We start from the raw sequence: 15,754 nt of genomic DNA on the forward strand, positions 1-15,754 counted from the left end.
GCCATGCGGCTCGTCTCGCTTGCCCTGTTGCTCTCGCTGGCCGGCTGCGCGGTCGGCCCCGATTTCCAGTCCCCCGCTGCCGTGCCCGACGCGCGCTACACCCCGGGGCCGCAGCCGGTGGCGACCGTGCCGGCGCTGGGCAAGTCGCAGTCCTTCGTGCCCGGCGACCCGCCCCAGCAATGGTGGACCCTGTTCGGCAGCGACAAGCTGGACGCCACCGTGCGCGCCGCGCTGGCAGCCAGCCCCACGCTCACGCAGGCCAGCGCCCGGCTGCGGGAGGCCCAGGAGAACCTCAACGCGCGCACCGGCGCCACGCGGTTTCCCACCGTCGATGCCTCGCTCAACGCCACGCGCCAGCAGGTGGACCTGACCTCGGTCGGCATCACCCAGTTCCCCAGCCCCGGCCCGTTCACGCTCTACAACGCCACCGTGCAGGTCTCCTACGCGCTGGACCTCTTCGGCGGGCAGCGGCGCGAACTGGAAGGCTTGCAGGCGGCTGTCGATTACCAGCGCTACGAACTTGAGGCCGCGCGGCTCTCGCTGGCCGCCAATGTGGTGACGGCGGCCATCCGCGAAGCCGGGCTGCGCGCCCAGCTGGCCGATACCGTGGCGATGGCCGAGGCGCAGCGCCGCCAGCTCGGCATCATGACCGAGCGCCTCAAGCTGGGCGGCGTGGCGCGCGTGGACGTGCAGCGCCAGCAGGCCGAACTGGCGCAGACGCAGGCGCTGATTCCGGGCCTCTCCCAGCAGATCGATGTCACGCGCCACCAGTTGGCCGTCTACATCGGCCAGACCCCGGCCAGCGCGCAGCTACCGGAATTCGGCCTCGAAGACCTGACCCTGCCCGAGGCCCTGCCCGTCAGCCTGCCCGCCGAACTGGCCCGCCGCCGCCCCGACATCCGCGCCGCGGAGGCGCTGCTGCATCAGGCATCGGCCGATATCGGCGTGGCCACGGCCAACCTCTATCCGCAGATCACGCTGACGGCCAGCGGCGGCACGCAGGAGATGCGCGCGCGCGACCTGTTCAGCAGCATGAATGTGTGGAGCCTGGCGGCCGGCGTGGTCCAGCCCGTGTTCCATGGTGGCGAGCTGCGCGCCCGCAAGCGGGCCAAGGAGGCGGCCTACGAGCAGTCGCTCGGCGCCTACCAGCAGGCGGTGCTGCAAGGCTTGCAGAACGTGGCCGATACGCTGCGCGCGCTCGACGCCGACGCCGCCACCCTCCAGGCCCGCGAGGACAACGCCCGCCAGACGCGCGGCACACTGGCCATCGTGACCGAGCAGTACCGGCTCGGCGGCGTCAGCCAGTTCACCCTGCTGGACGCCGAACGCCAGTCCCGCCAGGCCGCCCTCGACCTCTCTCAGGCCACCGCTACCCGGCTGGCGGACTCGGCGGCACTGATGCAGGCGCTGGGCGGGGGATGGGAGTAAGTCAGGCGCCTGTCTTGAGGAAGGCGGACAGCCGCCGCACGCCCTCATCCAGCCGTTCCACGTCGCACGCATAGCACCAGCGCACGAAGCCTTCGCCCTCGTCGCCGAAGGCGCTACCCGGGGCCAGGCCGAGGTGGGCTTCGCGCACCAGTTGCTTGCACAGCGCGAGGCTGTCTGTGGCGCCGGCCAGCTTGAAGAACACGTACATCGCGCCTTCGGGCGCGTGGGCGTCCACGCCCGGCAGGGCCGACAGCGCGCCCACCAGATGATCGCGCGCGCCGCGCAGGCGCAGCACCAGATCCTGCGTGAAGGCCTCGCCTTCAGTCACCGCCGCCACGCCGGCCTCCTGCACGAACGACGGCGCGCAGGAGGTGTTGTATTCCACCAGCTTGCCGAGGTCGTCCATCAGCGCCGCCGGCAGCACCATCCAGCCGAGCCGCCAGCCGGTCATCAGCCACGCCTTGGAGAACGAATTGACGGCGATCACGCGGGCGTCACGCGGGGCGATGTCGAGGAAGGACGGCGCGATGCTCCCTTCCGGGCCGTAGTAGAGCCGCTCGTAGACTTCGTCGGCGATGATCCAGATGCCGTGCCGCTGGCAGTGGTCGAACACGGCCTGCTGGGCGGCGCGCGGCATGACCCAGCCGGTAGGATTGTTCGGCGAATTGATCATCACCGCGCGCGTGCCCGGCGTCAGCGCGGCGAGCAGCTTGTCCACGTCGAGCGCCCAGCCGTGGGGGCCGTAGTCCAGCGTCACCGTCTCCACCGTGGCGCCGAGGATGCGCGGGATCTCGACGAGGTTGGGCCAGAGCGGCGTCACGGCCACCACGCGGTCGCCGGGGCCGGTGACGAGCTGGGCGGCCAGCATCAGCGCGTTGACGCCGGCGCTGGTCACGGCCACGTTGCCGACCGGCGTGTCGCCGTGCAGGCGGCTCACGTAGCCGGCCAGCGCGGCGCGCAGCGGCGGAATGCCGAGGTTGTGGGTGTAGAACGTGGCGCCGGACGCCAGCGCCTGGCTGGCGGCATCCCGGATGAATGCCGGCGTGACCTGGTCCGACTCGCCGAACCAGAACGGCAGTACATCGGGCAGGCCGATGCCCGCGTTGGCCACCTCGCGGATGCGCGACGCGCGCAGGCTGCGCACGGTGTCTCGCGCCAGCGGCGCGGTGGCAGGGGAAACAGGCGGCTGGGACATCGGTGCTCCGGGGGTGAGGGACGATGAAGCCGCCAGCGTAGCGGAAACGGCCGATGTGCGCTCCCCCCTTCCCGCGGGCGGGAGAGCGGGCGGGAGAGCGGGCGGGAGAGGGGCGGGAGAGGGGAGGCAGCCGTCAGGCGTCGAACCGCTCGCGCAGTTGCGCCGCCGTCATCGCCGCGTAGCCCAGCCCGCCCAGCGGCGCCGCCACGGCGCGCAGCAGCGCGGCGTTGTCCGGCGCCGTGGCGCCGTCCGGCAGGGCCATGTTGTTCTCGAAGCCGATGCGCGCGTGGCCGCCGAGCATCACGGCAGCGGCGGCACAGTCGGCTTCCTGCCTGCCAAACGCGCAGACGGCCCATTCCACGCCGGTGCCTTCCAGCCCGGTCTCGCGCCAGGCGGCAAGGAACGGCAGCAGGTCCGCCGGCGCGGACTTCTGTCCCGCCGAATAGCGGCCCAGCACGAACAGCACCCAGTGGCGCCCGGCCGGGATCGCCCCGCTTTCGCGCAGCGCGGCGTAGCGGTGCACGTCGGCGGCATCGTAGAGGATGTATTGCGCCACCACATGCTCGCGGTGCATCCAGCCGAAGAACTCGGCGGCAGCGGGCAGCGCGGCGGGGTCCGGCACCAGTTCGCGCACGGCCACGGACGCCGCCTCGGGACGCAGCGCCCGGACAGTGGCGATCTGCTGGGCCGGCTGGTAGATGCCCACGGCCTCGGTGGTCAGTTGCAGGACCAGCGCGTCGCCCACGGCCTGCCGCACCGCCGCGATGGCTGGCGCGTAGTCGGCCACCTCCAGGCTGTGCGTGCCATCGGCGCGGCGCACGTGCAGGTGGATCATGGCGGCGCCGGCGTCCACGCATTCACGGGCGCATTGGGCCAGTTCGTCCGGGGTCATCGGCAGCCGCGCGTGATCCGCGTGGGTCTTGCGGGCGCCGTTGGGCGCCACGGCCAGCGCGAAGGGACGACGCAGGGTGTCTTCAGTCATGGGGTATCTCAATCTCAAGCGGGCAGGACCACGCGCACGGCCTGTGCGAAACGGTCCACGATATTGTCGATGTCCGCCGCCGTGCAGATGAAAGGCGGCGCAAACAGCACATGATCGCCGTGCACGCCATCGACGGTGCCGCCCATCGGATAGACCAGCACGCCGTGCTCCATGCACGTGCGCTTGAGCAGCGCGTGGGTCTTGCGGGCCGGGTCGAGCGTGGCCTGGGTGGCGCGGTCGGCCACGAACTCCACGCCGACGAACAGCCCGCGCCCGCGCACATCGCCCAGGTTCGGATGGTCGCCCAGCGCCTCGCGCAGCCGCGCGCGCAACTGCTCGCCACGCGCCAGCACGTTATCGAGCAGATTGTCTGCGGCGATGGTCTGCTGCACGGCGAGCGCCGCCGCGCAGGCCGTGGCATGGCCGATATAGGTGTGGCCGTGCTGGAAGAAGCCGCTGCCGCCGACGATGGCCTCGTAGATCCGGCGCGTGGACATCATCGCGCCAATCGGCTGGTAGCCGGCGCCGAGGCCCTTGGCGATGGTGACGATGTCCGGCACCACGCCGTCTTCCGCGCAGGCAAAGAGATGGCCGGTGCGGCCCATGCCCGACATCACCTCGTCGAGGATCAGCAGCACGCCGTACTTGTCGCACACGGCGCGAATGCGCTTCAGGTAGTCGCCCACCGGCGGCACCGCGCCAGCCGTGGCGCCGACCACGGTTTCGGCGACGAAGGCGGCCACGCTCTCCGGCCCCAGTTCAAGGATCTTGGCTTCGAGTTCGTCCGCCAGCCGTTGCGCGTACTGGGCGTCCGTCTCGCCGGCGGCCTGGTCGCGGTACGCATAGCACGGCGACACATGGTGCGCGGGCACCAGCAGCGGCAGGAACGGCTCGCGCCGCCACGCGTTGCCGCCAATCGCCAGCGCGCCGAGCGTGTTGCCGTGGTAGCTCTGGCGGCGCGCGATGAAGTGGCGGCGCTGCGGCTGGCCGGTCTCGACGAAATACTGGCGCGCGAGCTTCAGCGCGGCTTCCACGGCCTCCGAGCCGCCCGAGACGAAGTAGACGTGGTCCAGGTCACCGGGCGCGGCCTCGGCCAGCGTGCGGGCCAGCGTCTCGGAGACCTCGGTGGTGAAGAACGAGGTATGGGCGTAGGCGAGCGTATCGACCTGCGCCTTGATGGCCGCCACCACGCGCGGGTGGCCGTGGCCAAGGCAGGACACCGCCGCGCCGCCCGAGGCATCCAGGTAGCGCTTGCCGGTGCTGTCGATCAGCTCGACCCCCTGGCCGCCAACGGCCACGGGCATGGTTTGCTTGGGATTGCGATGGAATACGTGCGTCATGATGGGAGAAGCTGTCCTGTGCGGGGCGCCGAAGTCAGGTGCGAGTATAGGAACAAGCGCGCCCTCTTTGCAACATGTGTTTCATTGATCGACGCAAAAGAAACGTTCGATCCGTTAATCGACGTGAGGACGGGGCGCCGACCTGTGCAACAATCGTTGCATTCCGCGCTCCGCCCTCGCCCATGTCCCCTGACACCACCCCTGCCTCGCCCTCTTCGCTCGATGCCCTGCTGACCCAGCTCCGCGCCGATTTCCCGACGCTGAGCGCGCAGTTCCAGAGCGGCGCGCGCTACCTGCTCGACCATCCGCATGACATCGCGCTGCATTCGATGCGCAAGGTGGCCGCCAATGCCGGAGTGCAGCCCGCGACACTTGTGCGGCTGTCGCAGTCGCTCGGGTTCGAAGGCTGGCAGGGCCTGCGCGAGCTGTTCATGGAGGCGATGCGCGACCAGGGCGCGCAGCCCTACGCCAAGCGGGCGCGCAAGGTGGTGAAGGAATCCGGCTCGAACCAGATGCTGGCCGAGATGATCGAAGTCCAGCATCACAACCTGGACGCGCTGCTGGCCAACAACGCCGAAACGCTGCCGCAGGCCGCCGACCTGCTCGCGGCGGCGCCCAACGTCTACGTGGCCGGCTTCCGCTCGTGCTTCCCGATCGCGTTCACGTTCCACTATATCTACCGGCTGTTCCGCAGTTCGGTGCACCTGGTGCGCGGCGATGCCGGCACGCTGGAGATGGAACTGCGCGCGCTGACCGCCAAGGACGTGGTGCTGGTCACCGCGTTCGCGCCGTACTCGCAGGAGAGCCTGCGCGTGGCCTCGGCCGCACGGGAGGCCGGCTGCAAGGTCGTGGCGCTGACGGACAGCACGGTGGCGCCCATCGCGCTGGAGGCGGACTGCACGCTGCTGTTCGCCATCGACAGCCCGTCTTTCTTCCCGTCGATCACGGCCGGCGTGGCGATGGTCGAGGCGCTGGTGGAGCAGCTGCTGGCCCGCAAGGGCAAGGGCGCGATCCGCGCGCTGGAGCAGACCGAGGGCCAGCTCCACCGCACCGGCGCCTACCTGCCGGCCCAGCGCGGCTAGCCCTGCCGTCTTTCGGACTTATTCGAATGCCTCGTCGTTGGGGCTGGCGTAGGCCTTCTTCATCGGCTCGCTGAGCGGCAGGTCGAAGCTGATGTTCTTGGGCGGCACCGGCTTGGCAAACCACTTGGCGTACAGCGTGTGGATCTCGCCGCTCTTGATCAGGCCGCTGATGGCGCCGTCCACCACCTGCTTGAAGCCGGGATCGTCCTTGCGCAGCATGAACGCGTAGGCCTCGAACGACTGCGGCGTGCCGACCACGTTCCAGTCGCCGGGGTTGGGCGCCAGCGTGCGGGCGCCGGACAGCAGCACGTCATCCATCATGAACGCGGCCACCCGGCCCGACTGCAGGATCAGGAAGGACTCGCCGTAGTCCTTGGCGCTCTGGATCGTGATATTGGCCTGCTTCTCGTCGTTGAGCTTGCGCAGGATGCGTTCCGAGGTGGTACCCGCGTTGGTCACCACGGCCTTGCCCGACAAATCGCCAAAGTCGTGGATCGGGCTGCCCTTCTTCACCAGCAGCCGCGTGCCGGCCACGAAGAACGTGGTCGAGAACGCCACCTGCTGCTGGCGCGACTTCAGGTTGGTGGTGACGCCGCACTCCAGGTCCACCGTGCCGTTCTGCACCAGCGAGATCCGGTTCTGCGAGGTTACCGGCACCATGCGCACCTGCAGGCTGGCCGCGCCCACTTCCTTCTTCACGCTGTCGATCACGCGGTCACAGATGTCCTGCGAGAAGCCAATCACCTTCTGGTTGCCGTCGTAGTAGGAAAACGGGATCGACGAGGTGCGGTGTCCGATCGAGATCGTGCCGGACGACTTGATCTTGGTGAGCGTCGGGCTGGCGGCCACGTCGGCGGCGAAGGCCGGTGCGGCTGTCGTGGCCAGGGCGGCGGCGGTAGCGATCAGGCTGAGCACCGGGCGGACGAAAATCGACTTGGGCATGGGAAACACTCCTGGTTTGGATGGATGCGTCAGGTGTTGCAATGCTAGGCATTGAGCAACAAGTGTTCCATCATGGATTACCATGAAACAAATGTGTTATTCCCGGGGATGGGGCGAAAGGCAGGACTGGGGAAACAAAAACGCCCCGGATCGGGGCGTTGGGGGCACAGCTTGGGGACGGCCTGAAGATACTGCGACGCAGCAATCCTACGTCCCGCACTTCTCCTTGAACGTCTTCTGCAACTGCCGGCGGGTGCGGTCGCGCTCGACTGACATCACGTCACTGCCCTGGCTGTTCTCCATCGGCGCGCCGGGCTTGTAGCTGCGCTTGGGCGTCTCGTTCATCTGCCTCATCAACTGCTGGCATTCCGCGTCGTCGATGGTTTGCTGGGTGGGCGCGGCGGCGCCGGGCGGGCGCGGCGTGGGGCGGTACGGCGATTCGCCCTCCTTCACGGCATCGCCAATGACGTTGTCGATGGCGGCCGCGCCACCGGGCTGGGGTTGGGGCTGAGTCTGGGCATAGGCCGGGAGGCAGGCACCCAATGCGAGGAGAACGACGGCATGGCACTTCACTGCGGCAAGGCAACGGCTCGGCATGACGAACTCCTTCCCTGTGGTCGGTGCTGCCATGGTAACGCGTAACGCGTCCGGCTGGCCCCAAGGGCGACCGGGGGTGCCCTACGGCGCCTCGCGGGCCAGCGCGAGGGCTTCGAGCAGCGTCTGGTGATCGCCGATATGGTTGGCCAGTAGCAGGATCAGCCGGGCGTTGGCGGCCTGGCTGGCGGCGTCGTCGAGGTCGCGGTGCATGTCGATCAGCGCCTCGTAGAAGTCGTCGGGGCGCGTGAGGTTCGGCGCGGTGTTGAGGGGCATCGGCGGGTCTCCTGGCAGGGGCGCGGTGCGGGCGGTCACGCCATCGCCATTGGTTTCGGAGCCGGGGCGACCGCTGGCCGGCCCTGCCCTGCCTGACCGATGGCGCGGTCCAGCGCGGCACCGATGCGCGCCGCATCCACCGTCCGCCAGCGTGCGCAGACGTGCTGGTCCGGGCGGATCAGGTAGCAGGTGCCCGCACGGGCGTCGTAGCGGCGGGCGGCCAGCCCTTCCACATCACGGACCACGGTGGCGCCGGGCCACGGATCGGCGGAGGCGGCGATGGCCGCGTCGGTCACGAAGACCAGCCGCAGCGGCACCGCACCCTGCTGCAAGGCTTGCAGCGCGCTGCGGGTCGCCGCATCGAGCCCGGCCGGCGCGCCGAAAATCAGCGCCACGAACTGGTCGCCCAGCCGGGGCAGCAGCCACGGCTCACCCGTCACGCCAGCCATGCCACATACCGGCGCATCGGCACACGCCGCGCCCGGCACCATCGTCCCGGCAAACGTCTCGCCATCGCCATCGGCCGTATTGAGCGGCGATTCGTGGAGCACGGCCGGCACCGAGAGCCGCCCGCTGTTTACCAGTTGCCGCGCAAACCCGTGGTCCCGCGCCAGCGTGAGCACGGCGTCGCGGAAGGTGCGGCTGACGGCGCTCTTGGGGGTGATGAAATCGGTGGAACGCGTGGAATGGCGGATATTCTCGTCGGCGGCAAACTCGCGCTCGCTGGCGTAGGTGTCCAGCAGGCTGTCCGGCGCGCGGCCCGCCAGCACATAGGCGAGCTTCCAGGCGAGGTTCTCGGCATCCTGCACGCCGCTGTTGGCGCCGCGCGCGCCGAACGGCGAGACGCCATGCGCCGCATCGCCCGCGAACAGCACGCGGCCATGGCGGAAGCGGTCCATGCGCACGCAGGAGAAGGTGTAGACGCTGACCCACTCCAGCTCGAACTTCGCCTCCGGGCCGAGCAGCGCCCGCACGCGCGGGATCACCCGTTCGGGTGTTTTCTCCAGCACCGGATCGGCATCCCAGCCGAGCTGGAAGTCGATGCGCCAGACGTTGTCCGGCTGCCGGTGCAGCAGCACCGACTGGTTCGGGTGGAAGGGCGGATCGAACCAGAACCAGCGCTCGGGCGGGAACGCGGCCTCCATCTTCACATCGGCAATCAGGAAGCGGTCCCGGAAGGTATGGCCGTGGCTCTCCAGCCCCATCAGCTTGCGCAGGCCGCTGCGCGAGCCGTCGGCAGCCACTACGTAGCGGCCGCACAGCGTGTAGCAGCCATCGGGCGTCTCCACGGTCAGCGCCACATGGTCATCGCGCGACTCCAGGTTCACCGCGCGGCTTTTCCAGCGGATGTCGATGTTAGGCAGCGCGCGCGCCAGATCGAGCAGATAGCCCTCGACGTAATACTGCTGGAGGTTGATGAAGGCCGGGCGCTGGTGGCCGGACTCGGGCAGGAGGTCGAAGGCGTAGACCAGGCTGTCGCGCAGGAAGACCTTGCCGAGGTGCCAGCGCACGCCCTTCTCGACCATGCGGCCGGCGCAGCCGAGGCGGTCGAAGATATCCAGCGTGCGCTTGGCGAAGCAGATGGCGCGCGAGCCGGTAGAGAGCGTGCAGTCATCGTCGATCAGCACCACCGGCACGCCATGCCGGGCAAGGTCGATGGCGGTGGCCAGCCCGACCGGGCCGGCCCCGACCACCACCACAGGGTGCGGCGCGCCGGCGGCATGGCCCGGGCGCTGCTCCGCGCACGGCGTGTAGGCGTACTGCTGGCGCTGGTAATCCGGCTCGATGGCGGTATCGATGGCGGTATCGATGGCATCCGTGGCCATGGCTCAGTCCTGCAGCGCGGCCCACATCTCCTGGTCGCGCTGGGCGGTCCAGATGCGCGGATGGGTGATGCCGGCGGCCTCGTCGAACGCGCGCGAGACATCGAACGGCAGGCAGTGCTCGTAGATGAACACCTGGCCGAACTTCGGGTCCATGGCCTTGCGCGTATGCGCCATGGCGGCCTTCAGGTCCATGCGCTCCGCCACGGCTTCCCGGCCGGCCTGGAGCAGCGTGGTGACGAAGTCCTTGGTGTAGGCGATGCCCTTGGCCACGTCGGCAGGCGTGGTCAGCGCGGGGCCGCGGCCCGGCACCAGCTTCTGCGGCTGCAACGCGGCCAGCGCGTCCAGCGTAGCCGGCCATTGGGCAAGCTGGGCGTCGCCGCAGTAGCAGGCGGCGTCGTACTCGACCAGATCGCCCGAGAACAGCACCTTCTGCTGCGGCAGCCAGACCACGGTGTCGCCCTTGGTGTGGCCGGCGCCCAGATGGGCGATGCGCACCTCCAGCTTGCCGAGGAACAGGGTGATTTCCTTGTCGAAGACCAGCGTCGGCCAGGTCAGGCCCGGCACCGTCTCCACGCCGGCGAACAGGCGCGGAAAGCGCTCGATCTCGGACTTCATGTCGGCCTCGCCGCGCTCCACGATCATCTCGTAGGTGCCCCGGCTGGCGATGACCTGCTGCGCCCCTTCGGCGAAGTACGCGGACGCGCCCAGCACGCGCACCGCGTGATAGTGGGAGAGCACCACGTACTTGATCGGCTTGTCGGTGATCTGGCGGATGCGGGCGATCAGGTCCTGCGCCATCGCCGGGGTGGCGGTGGTGTCCACGATCAGCACGCCATCGTCGCCGATGATCACGCCCGAATTGGGGTCGCCCTCGGCCGTGTAGGCGTAGGCGTTCTCGGACAACTGGGTGAAGGTGATCTGCTTGGCTTCCAGGTCGGCCTGGGATGCGAATGCTTTTGCCATGTCGGTCTCGATGCGGGGGATAGGCCAAGCTTAGGAATCCCGTCGATCTTAGTCAATGGCAAATCGAATTGTCATTCGCTAAACACCCCGCCAGGCCGCATGCTGCCGTGGGGCGTGCGGGAAACCCCCTACCCGGCCTTACCCGCCTTTACCCTCGCCCCCGGCCAGCGCCGGCAGGGTCTCCGGGCTGGCCGCCATCACGAAGTCGATAAAACGGCGCACGCGCGCGGGCACGTGGGTGCGGTGCGGGTAATACATATAGAGGCCGACGCTGCTGCTGCGGTAGGCCGGGAGGATCGACACCAACCGCCCGGCGGCCAGATCGTCCTGCACCATGTAGGCCTGTAGCTGGCCAATGCCGATGCCGGCGCGCACCGCCTCGATCTCGGTCTCCACGTCGCTGAAGGTGGCCACGGCCGGCACCTCCAGGTAGACCAGGTCGCCATCGACCATCAGCTCCCACGGCAGCAGCCGGCCCGTGACCGGGCGGCGGAAGCCGGTGCAGGCGTGGCGGCGCAGGGCGTCGAGCGAGTCCGGCGTGCCGTGGCGGGCCAGGTATTCGGGGGCGGCGCAGATCAGCAGCGGCAGGTCGCACAGCTTGCGGGCGACGAGGTTCTGGCCGGGGCTGGTGCCGGCGCGGAAGCCGATGTCGATCTTCGCCTCGACCAGATCGGTGAACAGGTCGGTGAGCACCACATCGAAGGTGATGCCGGGATATTCCTCCCGGAACGCCCGGATCAGCGGCACCAGCACGCGGGCGCCCACCGAGTGCGGGGCGGTCACGCGGACCATGCCGTCGTCCTCGCTGCGGCTGCTGCGCACCTGCTCGAGGGCCTCGTCAAGCTGGCGCATGCCGGGCTCGGCCAGCTCGAACAGCCGGGCGCCCTCGGTGGTCAGGCTCAGCTTGCGCGTGGTGCGATGGAACAGCCGCACCCCGAGGTATTCCTCCAGCGTGCGCACCGCCTTGCTGACCGCCTGCGGCGTGACCTCGGCCTCCACGGCCGCCCGCGCGAAGCTCTTGGCGCGCACCACGCCCAGGAACAGCGTCAACACCCTGGCCTTGTCCATGCGTTGCCAACCTCTGGTTGTCAATGAAGCAGGCATAGTACGCCGGGCGGCACGGTCCGCACATGGCTTCCATGCCTGATTCCATTACTATCTGGGCTTCCCCAGCACGGATCAGGGCAGACATCGGCATGGCCGAACCCAGCGACAGCACTGAGAGCACCGACAGCACTGAGAGCACCGAGCGCGCGCAGCGCGGCATCCAGAGCGTGGAGGTGGGCGGCCGCGTGCTGCGGGCGCTGGCCGACGCGCGCCGGCCGATGTCGCTGGCCGACCTTGCTGCCGCCGCGCAACTGGCGCCGGCGCAGGCGCATACCTATCTGGTCAGCCTGACGCGGCTCGGGCTGATCAAGCGCGACCATATCGACGGTTACTACGAGCCCGGCCCGCTGGCGCTGCGGCTCGGCATGCTCCACCTCGATCACGATCCCGCCTATCGCGCCGCCGTGCCGCGCGTGCAGGCGCTGGCCGCGCGCATCGGCTTCAGCGTGGCGATCAGCCTGCCCACGCCGCAGGGGCCGACCATCGTCCACTACGCCCACGCCGGCACGCCGCTGCATGTGAACCTGCACGTGGGCACAGTCATGGCGCTGGCCGCCACGGCCACCGGCCGCACCTATTGCGCATTCCAGCCGCCAGGGGACTGGCAGGCCATCTGGGCGCGACAGCATCCGCAGGGGGCCGACCTGCCCGCCTTCCTGCGCCAGCTCGACGACATCCGCGCGCGCGGCATGGAGCGCAGCATCGACTCGCCCAGCCCCGCCGTGAGCAGCCTCGCGGTGCCGTTGCAGGATGGCGAAGGCGCGCTGCGGCTGGTGCTGACGGTGATTGGCTCCACAGGCGGCATCGACGTGGACTGGAGCGGCCCGGTAGCCACCGCCCTGCGCGACGCCGCGCGGGACATCGGCACCACCATCGCCGCCGCCTTCGCCGCCACCATCGACAAGGCTCCCGCATGAGCGACGACACGCTAACCGGCGGCGCCAAGCCGCAGCGCGGCATCCAGTCGCTCGACAACACGGGGCAGCTGCTGATGGCGCTGGTCGCGGCCGGACGGCCCCTGCCGCTGGGCGAACTGGCGCGCGCGGCCGGCATGGCGCCGGCCAAGGCGTTTCCGCATCTGGTCAGCCTGCAGAAGATCGGGCTGCTGTCGCGCAATGCATCGGGGGATTTCGTGGCCGGGGCATTGAGCCTGGACCTGGGGCTGGTGGCGCTGCAACGGCTGTCGCCCACGCGGGAGGCCGAGCCCGAGATCATCGCCCTGGCCCATGCCACGGGCTTGTCCGTGGCCATGGCGGTGCTTGGGCCGCTGGGGCCCACGGTGATCCGGTTGGAGGAAGCGGCGCGGCCCCAGCATGTGAGCCTGCGCGTTGGCACGGTGTTGTCGATGGTCAATACGGCCATCGGGCGGACCGTCGCCGCCCATCTGCCGCCGGATGTACTGGCCGGCGCGCTGGCCCAGGACGCCATCCGCATGGCCGGCACCCCGGACGGGACGCCGCCGGGCTATGCCAACCGGCTGAAAGCGGTGAAAGCGACAGGGATCGACAACGCCGTCAGCAAGCCGGTGCCCGGCATCGACACGCTGGCCGCGCCGGTGTTCGACCATACCGGGGCGCTGGCCATCGTCATCGCCGTGATGGGCAGCAGCGGCAGCTTCGACAGCGCCACGGACAGCGATACCGCCGCGCTGGTCCGCCAGGCCGCGCAGCGGCTGTCCTGGCGGTTCGGGGCGCCCGGGCTGGGGCCGACGATCAGCGCTCGATGACCGGGGCGTGCACCGGCTGGGCACCGGCGCATTAATGAAGATGTTTCGTCATACCGGGGGGGAGCAACATGAAACCCGCCCCCGGTGAGCGCCTGTTGAACGCGCTGCGTGCGACCAGGGCGCAAACCGCCAGCGTTCCAGCCAGCATGCCGAGGGACGAAGAGGTGTGACCGTGAGATGAGAACCCCGTCGCGAAGGCAACGGCAGCCATTTCCAGCTTACGACCAAGTTTGTGATTGCGTGTCATAGCGGCTACCGCCTTTCGCCCTGTGCCCATTCAGGGTGGCCCGGCTGATGATGCCGCGCCACCTACCTTGAATATCAGTACTCGATCACCGGCGCGTGCACCGGGGCGATGGATGCGTGCGGCGTCTGGGTGCGCTGGGCAGCCTTGTGGACCATGGTGTAGGCGTAGTCGATGCCCATGCCGTAGGCGCCCGAGTGTTGCTTGGCCAGGCCGGTCACGGCGTCGTACGTTTCCTTGTTCTTCCAGTCGCGCTGCCATTCCAGCAGCACCTGCTGCCACGTCACCGGCACCACGCCGGCCTGGATCATGCGCTGCATGGCGTAGTCGTGGGCTTCCTTGGTCGTGCCGCCCGAGGCATCCGCCACCATGTAGATCTCGTAGTCGCCTTCCAGCATCGCGCTCAGGGCGAAGGTCGTGTTGCAGACCTCGGTCCACAGGCCGGCCACGACGATCTTCTTGCGGCCGTTGGCGGCCAGTGCGTCGCGCACCTTCTGGTCGTCCCACGAGTTCATCGAGGTGCGCTCCAGGGTCTGCTGGCCCGGGAACACGTCGAGGATTTCGGGGTAGGTGTAACCGGAGAACGAGTCGGACTCCACCGTGGTGATCGTCGTCGGCACATCGAAGATCTTGGCCGCCTTGGCCAGGCCCACCACGTTGTTCTTCATGGTCTGGCGGTCCATCGACTGCACACCGAAGGCCATCTGCGGCTGGTGGTCGATGATGATCAGCTGGCTGTTGCGCGGCGTCAGGACTTGCAGCTTGGCGTTGTTGGCGTTCGACATGGTGGTTTCTCCGGTAAGTAAAGGTTGTTTCATTCAGTTTTATTGCATCGCGCTGTTCGCCGTTGTTTTGGTGTGGCGCTGCGATGGGATGAACTATACGTGCCGATAAGTGCCTTAAAGCCGCTGAAGTCTCACACACTTATTCAAATTTTTTGAAATAAGATCCGTCCGCCCGCCGCGTGAGCCCTGGGGCATGTCTACCCCACTTCCCGGGGCTCAAAGTCCGGCCATACGGGACGTTATCGACACATGTCTTTCCCTCATCCGATAAAAAAAGGAGAAACCATGGGTCGTCGTTATCTCGCCGGGCTGCTGCTGGCCGTTACCGCCCTCGCGGGTTGCGCAGTGGTGCAGAAGCCGATTCCGGCCACCAGCGCGCTGTTCGAGAACAAGGAGAAGACCGTCGCGGTCGCCCTCGAGAAGCTGCCCGAGCCGAACCAGGTCATGCTGGGCGCACAGGGCATCCTGGACTACGCCATCAACCGGGCCAACGCCAAGGCCATCGTCGACCGCCTGCAGAAGCAGGATTTCTCGAAGGTGAGCGGGCTGCCCAAGGAATTCGTCCAGGGCCTGGAATCGCGCCAGATCAAGGTTGTGATGATCGAGGAGCCGATCGATACGGAGTCCCTCGGCAAGTTCACGGAGGGCTCGGGCGATGGCGTGGCACTGCGCGACTACCGCCCGCTGGCCCGCAAGTACAAGGCGGACAAGCTGCTGCTGGTGAGCGCCGCCTCGCTGGGCACGGTCCGCAGCTACTACGGCTTCCTGCCGCTAACCCCGCCGACGGCCTATATCTCCCTGACCGGGCAGTTGGTGGACCTGTCGACCAACAAGCTTGAATGGTATGAAAAGGTCGAGAACCGCAACGCCGCCAAGGGCGACTGGGACCAGGCGCCGGAATACGAAAACCTGATGGGCGCCGTAGACGAAGGCACCCGCGCGGCCACGTCGCAACTGCGCGGCGCGTTCTTCGTGGACCAGCCCGCCCCGGCAGCACCGAAGGTGACGGGCACGGCGGCGGCGGGATCGGCACAGTAATCGCCCGGGCTGGCACACGCCAACGCCGCGCAATAAAAAACCCCGCGTAATTGCGGGGTTTTTTATTGCAAAGACGGCTGACAGACGCTCAGAAGGGAATATCGTCATCCATATCTTCAAACCCGTTCGACGGGCTTTGCTGCGGCCGGCGCTGACCGCCGCCCTGACCGCCGCCCTGACCGCCTCCCTGCGCGCCGCCACCTTGGGCGCCGCCCTGGGCACGGCC

15 protein-coding genes and 1 pseudogene are annotated in these 15,754 nt (G+C 68.7%); 5 read left to right on the forward strand and 11 right to left on the reverse strand.

The window, feature by feature from the left end; all coding sequences use genetic code 11:
* Window positions 1-3: 3 nt before the first annotated feature.
* Window positions 4-1,428, forward strand: coding sequence for an efflux transporter outer membrane subunit (locus tag KHO18_RS23730; RefSeq protein WP_211943995.1), 1,425 nt, complete (start codon window positions 4-6; stop codon window positions 1,426-1,428).
* Window position 1,429: 1 nt separating this feature from the next.
* Here the strand turns inward: KHO18_RS23730 and KHO18_RS23735 are convergent, their stop codons facing one another.
* The 3 genes from KHO18_RS23735 to KHO18_RS23745 form a co-directional block, all read right to left on the reverse strand.
* A complete protein-coding gene (locus KHO18_RS23735; RefSeq protein WP_144203101.1) occupies window positions 1,430-2,623 on the reverse strand; it encodes a pyridoxal phosphate-dependent aminotransferase in 1,194 nt (397 codons plus the stop codon).
* 133 nt (window positions 2,624-2,756) lie between these two features.
* Window positions 2,757-3,605, reverse strand: coding sequence for a beta-keto acid cleavage family enzyme (locus tag KHO18_RS23740; RefSeq protein ID WP_244845040.1), 849 nt, complete (start codon window positions 3,603-3,605; stop codon window positions 2,757-2,759).
* Between the two features lie 14 nt (window positions 3,606-3,619).
* Window positions 3,620-4,945, reverse strand: coding sequence for an aspartate aminotransferase family protein (locus tag KHO18_RS23745; RefSeq protein WP_211943996.1), 1,326 nt, complete (start codon window positions 4,943-4,945; stop codon window positions 3,620-3,622).
* Window positions 4,946-5,127: 182 nt separating this feature from the next.
* On the opposite strand from KHO18_RS23745, the gene KHO18_RS23750 reads away from it, so the two are divergent.
* Complete coding sequence (locus tag KHO18_RS23750; RefSeq protein ID WP_211943997.1) at window positions 5,128-6,027, forward strand: MurR/RpiR family transcriptional regulator; 900 nt, start codon at window positions 5,128-5,130, stop codon at window positions 6,025-6,027.
* 18 nt (window positions 6,028-6,045) lie between these two features.
* Here the strand turns inward: KHO18_RS23750 and KHO18_RS23755 are convergent, their stop codons facing one another.
* The 6 genes from KHO18_RS23755 to KHO18_RS23780 all read right to left on the reverse strand — a co-directional run bounded on the left by KHO18_RS23755 (window position 6,046) and on the right by KHO18_RS23780 (window position 11,696).
* Window positions 6,046-6,969 (reverse strand): glutamate/aspartate ABC transporter substrate-binding protein, encoded by a 924-nt coding sequence (locus tag KHO18_RS23755; protein ID WP_211943998.1) that lies wholly within the window; start codon window positions 6,967-6,969, stop codon window positions 6,046-6,048.
* 207 nt (window positions 6,970-7,176) lie between these two features.
* Window positions 7,177-7,566 (reverse strand): hypothetical protein, encoded by a 390-nt coding sequence (locus KHO18_RS23760; RefSeq protein ID WP_144203090.1) that lies wholly within the window; start codon window positions 7,564-7,566, stop codon window positions 7,177-7,179.
* 81 nt (window positions 7,567-7,647) lie between these two features.
* Window positions 7,648-7,839 carry a DUF2783 domain-containing protein gene (locus KHO18_RS23765; RefSeq protein ID WP_144203087.1) on the reverse strand — a complete coding sequence of 64 codons (192 nt, stop codon included), beginning with the start codon at window positions 7,837-7,839 and terminating at the stop codon, window positions 7,648-7,650.
* Window positions 7,840-7,874: 35 nt separating this feature from the next.
* Window positions 7,875-9,665 carry an FAD-dependent oxidoreductase gene (locus tag KHO18_RS23770; RefSeq protein ID WP_144203084.1) on the reverse strand — a complete coding sequence of 597 codons (1,791 nt, stop codon included), beginning with the start codon at window positions 9,663-9,665 and terminating at the stop codon, window positions 7,875-7,877.
* A gap of 3 nt (window positions 9,666-9,668) precedes the next feature.
* Window positions 9,669-10,628, reverse strand: a complete 960-nt coding sequence (locus KHO18_RS23775) for an MBL fold metallo-hydrolase (protein WP_144203082.1) — start codon at window positions 10,626-10,628, stop codon at window positions 9,669-9,671.
* A gap of 138 nt (window positions 10,629-10,766) precedes the next feature.
* Window positions 10,767-11,696, reverse strand: coding sequence for a LysR family transcriptional regulator (locus KHO18_RS23780; RefSeq protein WP_144203079.1), 930 nt, complete (start codon window positions 11,694-11,696; stop codon window positions 10,767-10,769).
* Between the two features lie 128 nt (window positions 11,697-11,824).
* Between KHO18_RS23780 and KHO18_RS23785 the strand changes: the two genes are divergently transcribed.
* Both KHO18_RS23785 and KHO18_RS23790 read left to right on the forward strand, forming a co-directional pair.
* Window positions 11,825-12,652 carry an IclR family transcriptional regulator gene (locus tag KHO18_RS23785; RefSeq protein WP_211943999.1) on the forward strand — a complete coding sequence of 276 codons (828 nt, stop codon included), beginning with the start codon at window positions 11,825-11,827 and terminating at the stop codon, window positions 12,650-12,652.
* Entirely contained in the window at window positions 12,649-13,461 is an 813-nt protein-coding gene (locus KHO18_RS23790) for an IclR family transcriptional regulator (RefSeq protein ID WP_211944000.1), read from the forward strand. The genes KHO18_RS23785 and KHO18_RS23790 overlap by 4 nt, the downstream gene beginning before the upstream one ends.
* 321 nt (window positions 13,462-13,782) lie before the next feature.
* Here the strand turns inward: KHO18_RS23790 and KHO18_RS23795 are convergent, their stop codons facing one another.
* Window positions 13,783-14,490 carry a hydrolase gene (locus KHO18_RS23795; RefSeq protein ID WP_149136761.1) on the reverse strand — a complete coding sequence of 236 codons (708 nt, stop codon included), beginning with the start codon at window positions 14,488-14,490 and terminating at the stop codon, window positions 13,783-13,785.
* Window positions 14,491-14,775: 285 nt separating this feature from the next.
* On the opposite strand from KHO18_RS23795, the gene KHO18_RS23800 reads away from it, so the two are divergent.
* Window positions 14,776-15,528 carry a hypothetical protein gene (locus KHO18_RS23800; RefSeq protein ID WP_211944001.1) on the forward strand — a complete coding sequence of 251 codons (753 nt, stop codon included), beginning with the start codon at window positions 14,776-14,778 and terminating at the stop codon, window positions 15,526-15,528.
* A gap of 88 nt (window positions 15,529-15,616) precedes the next feature.
* On the opposite strand, the pseudogene KHO18_RS28545 reads toward KHO18_RS23800, so the two are convergent.
* Window positions 15,617-15,754: pseudogene (locus KHO18_RS28545) on the reverse strand (single-stranded DNA-binding protein); the annotation flags it as partial.

Source organism: Cupriavidus campinensis (genome assembly GCF_905397395.1).
GTDB classification, from domain to species: domain Bacteria; phylum Pseudomonadota; class Gammaproteobacteria; order Burkholderiales; family Burkholderiaceae; genus Cupriavidus; species Cupriavidus campinensis.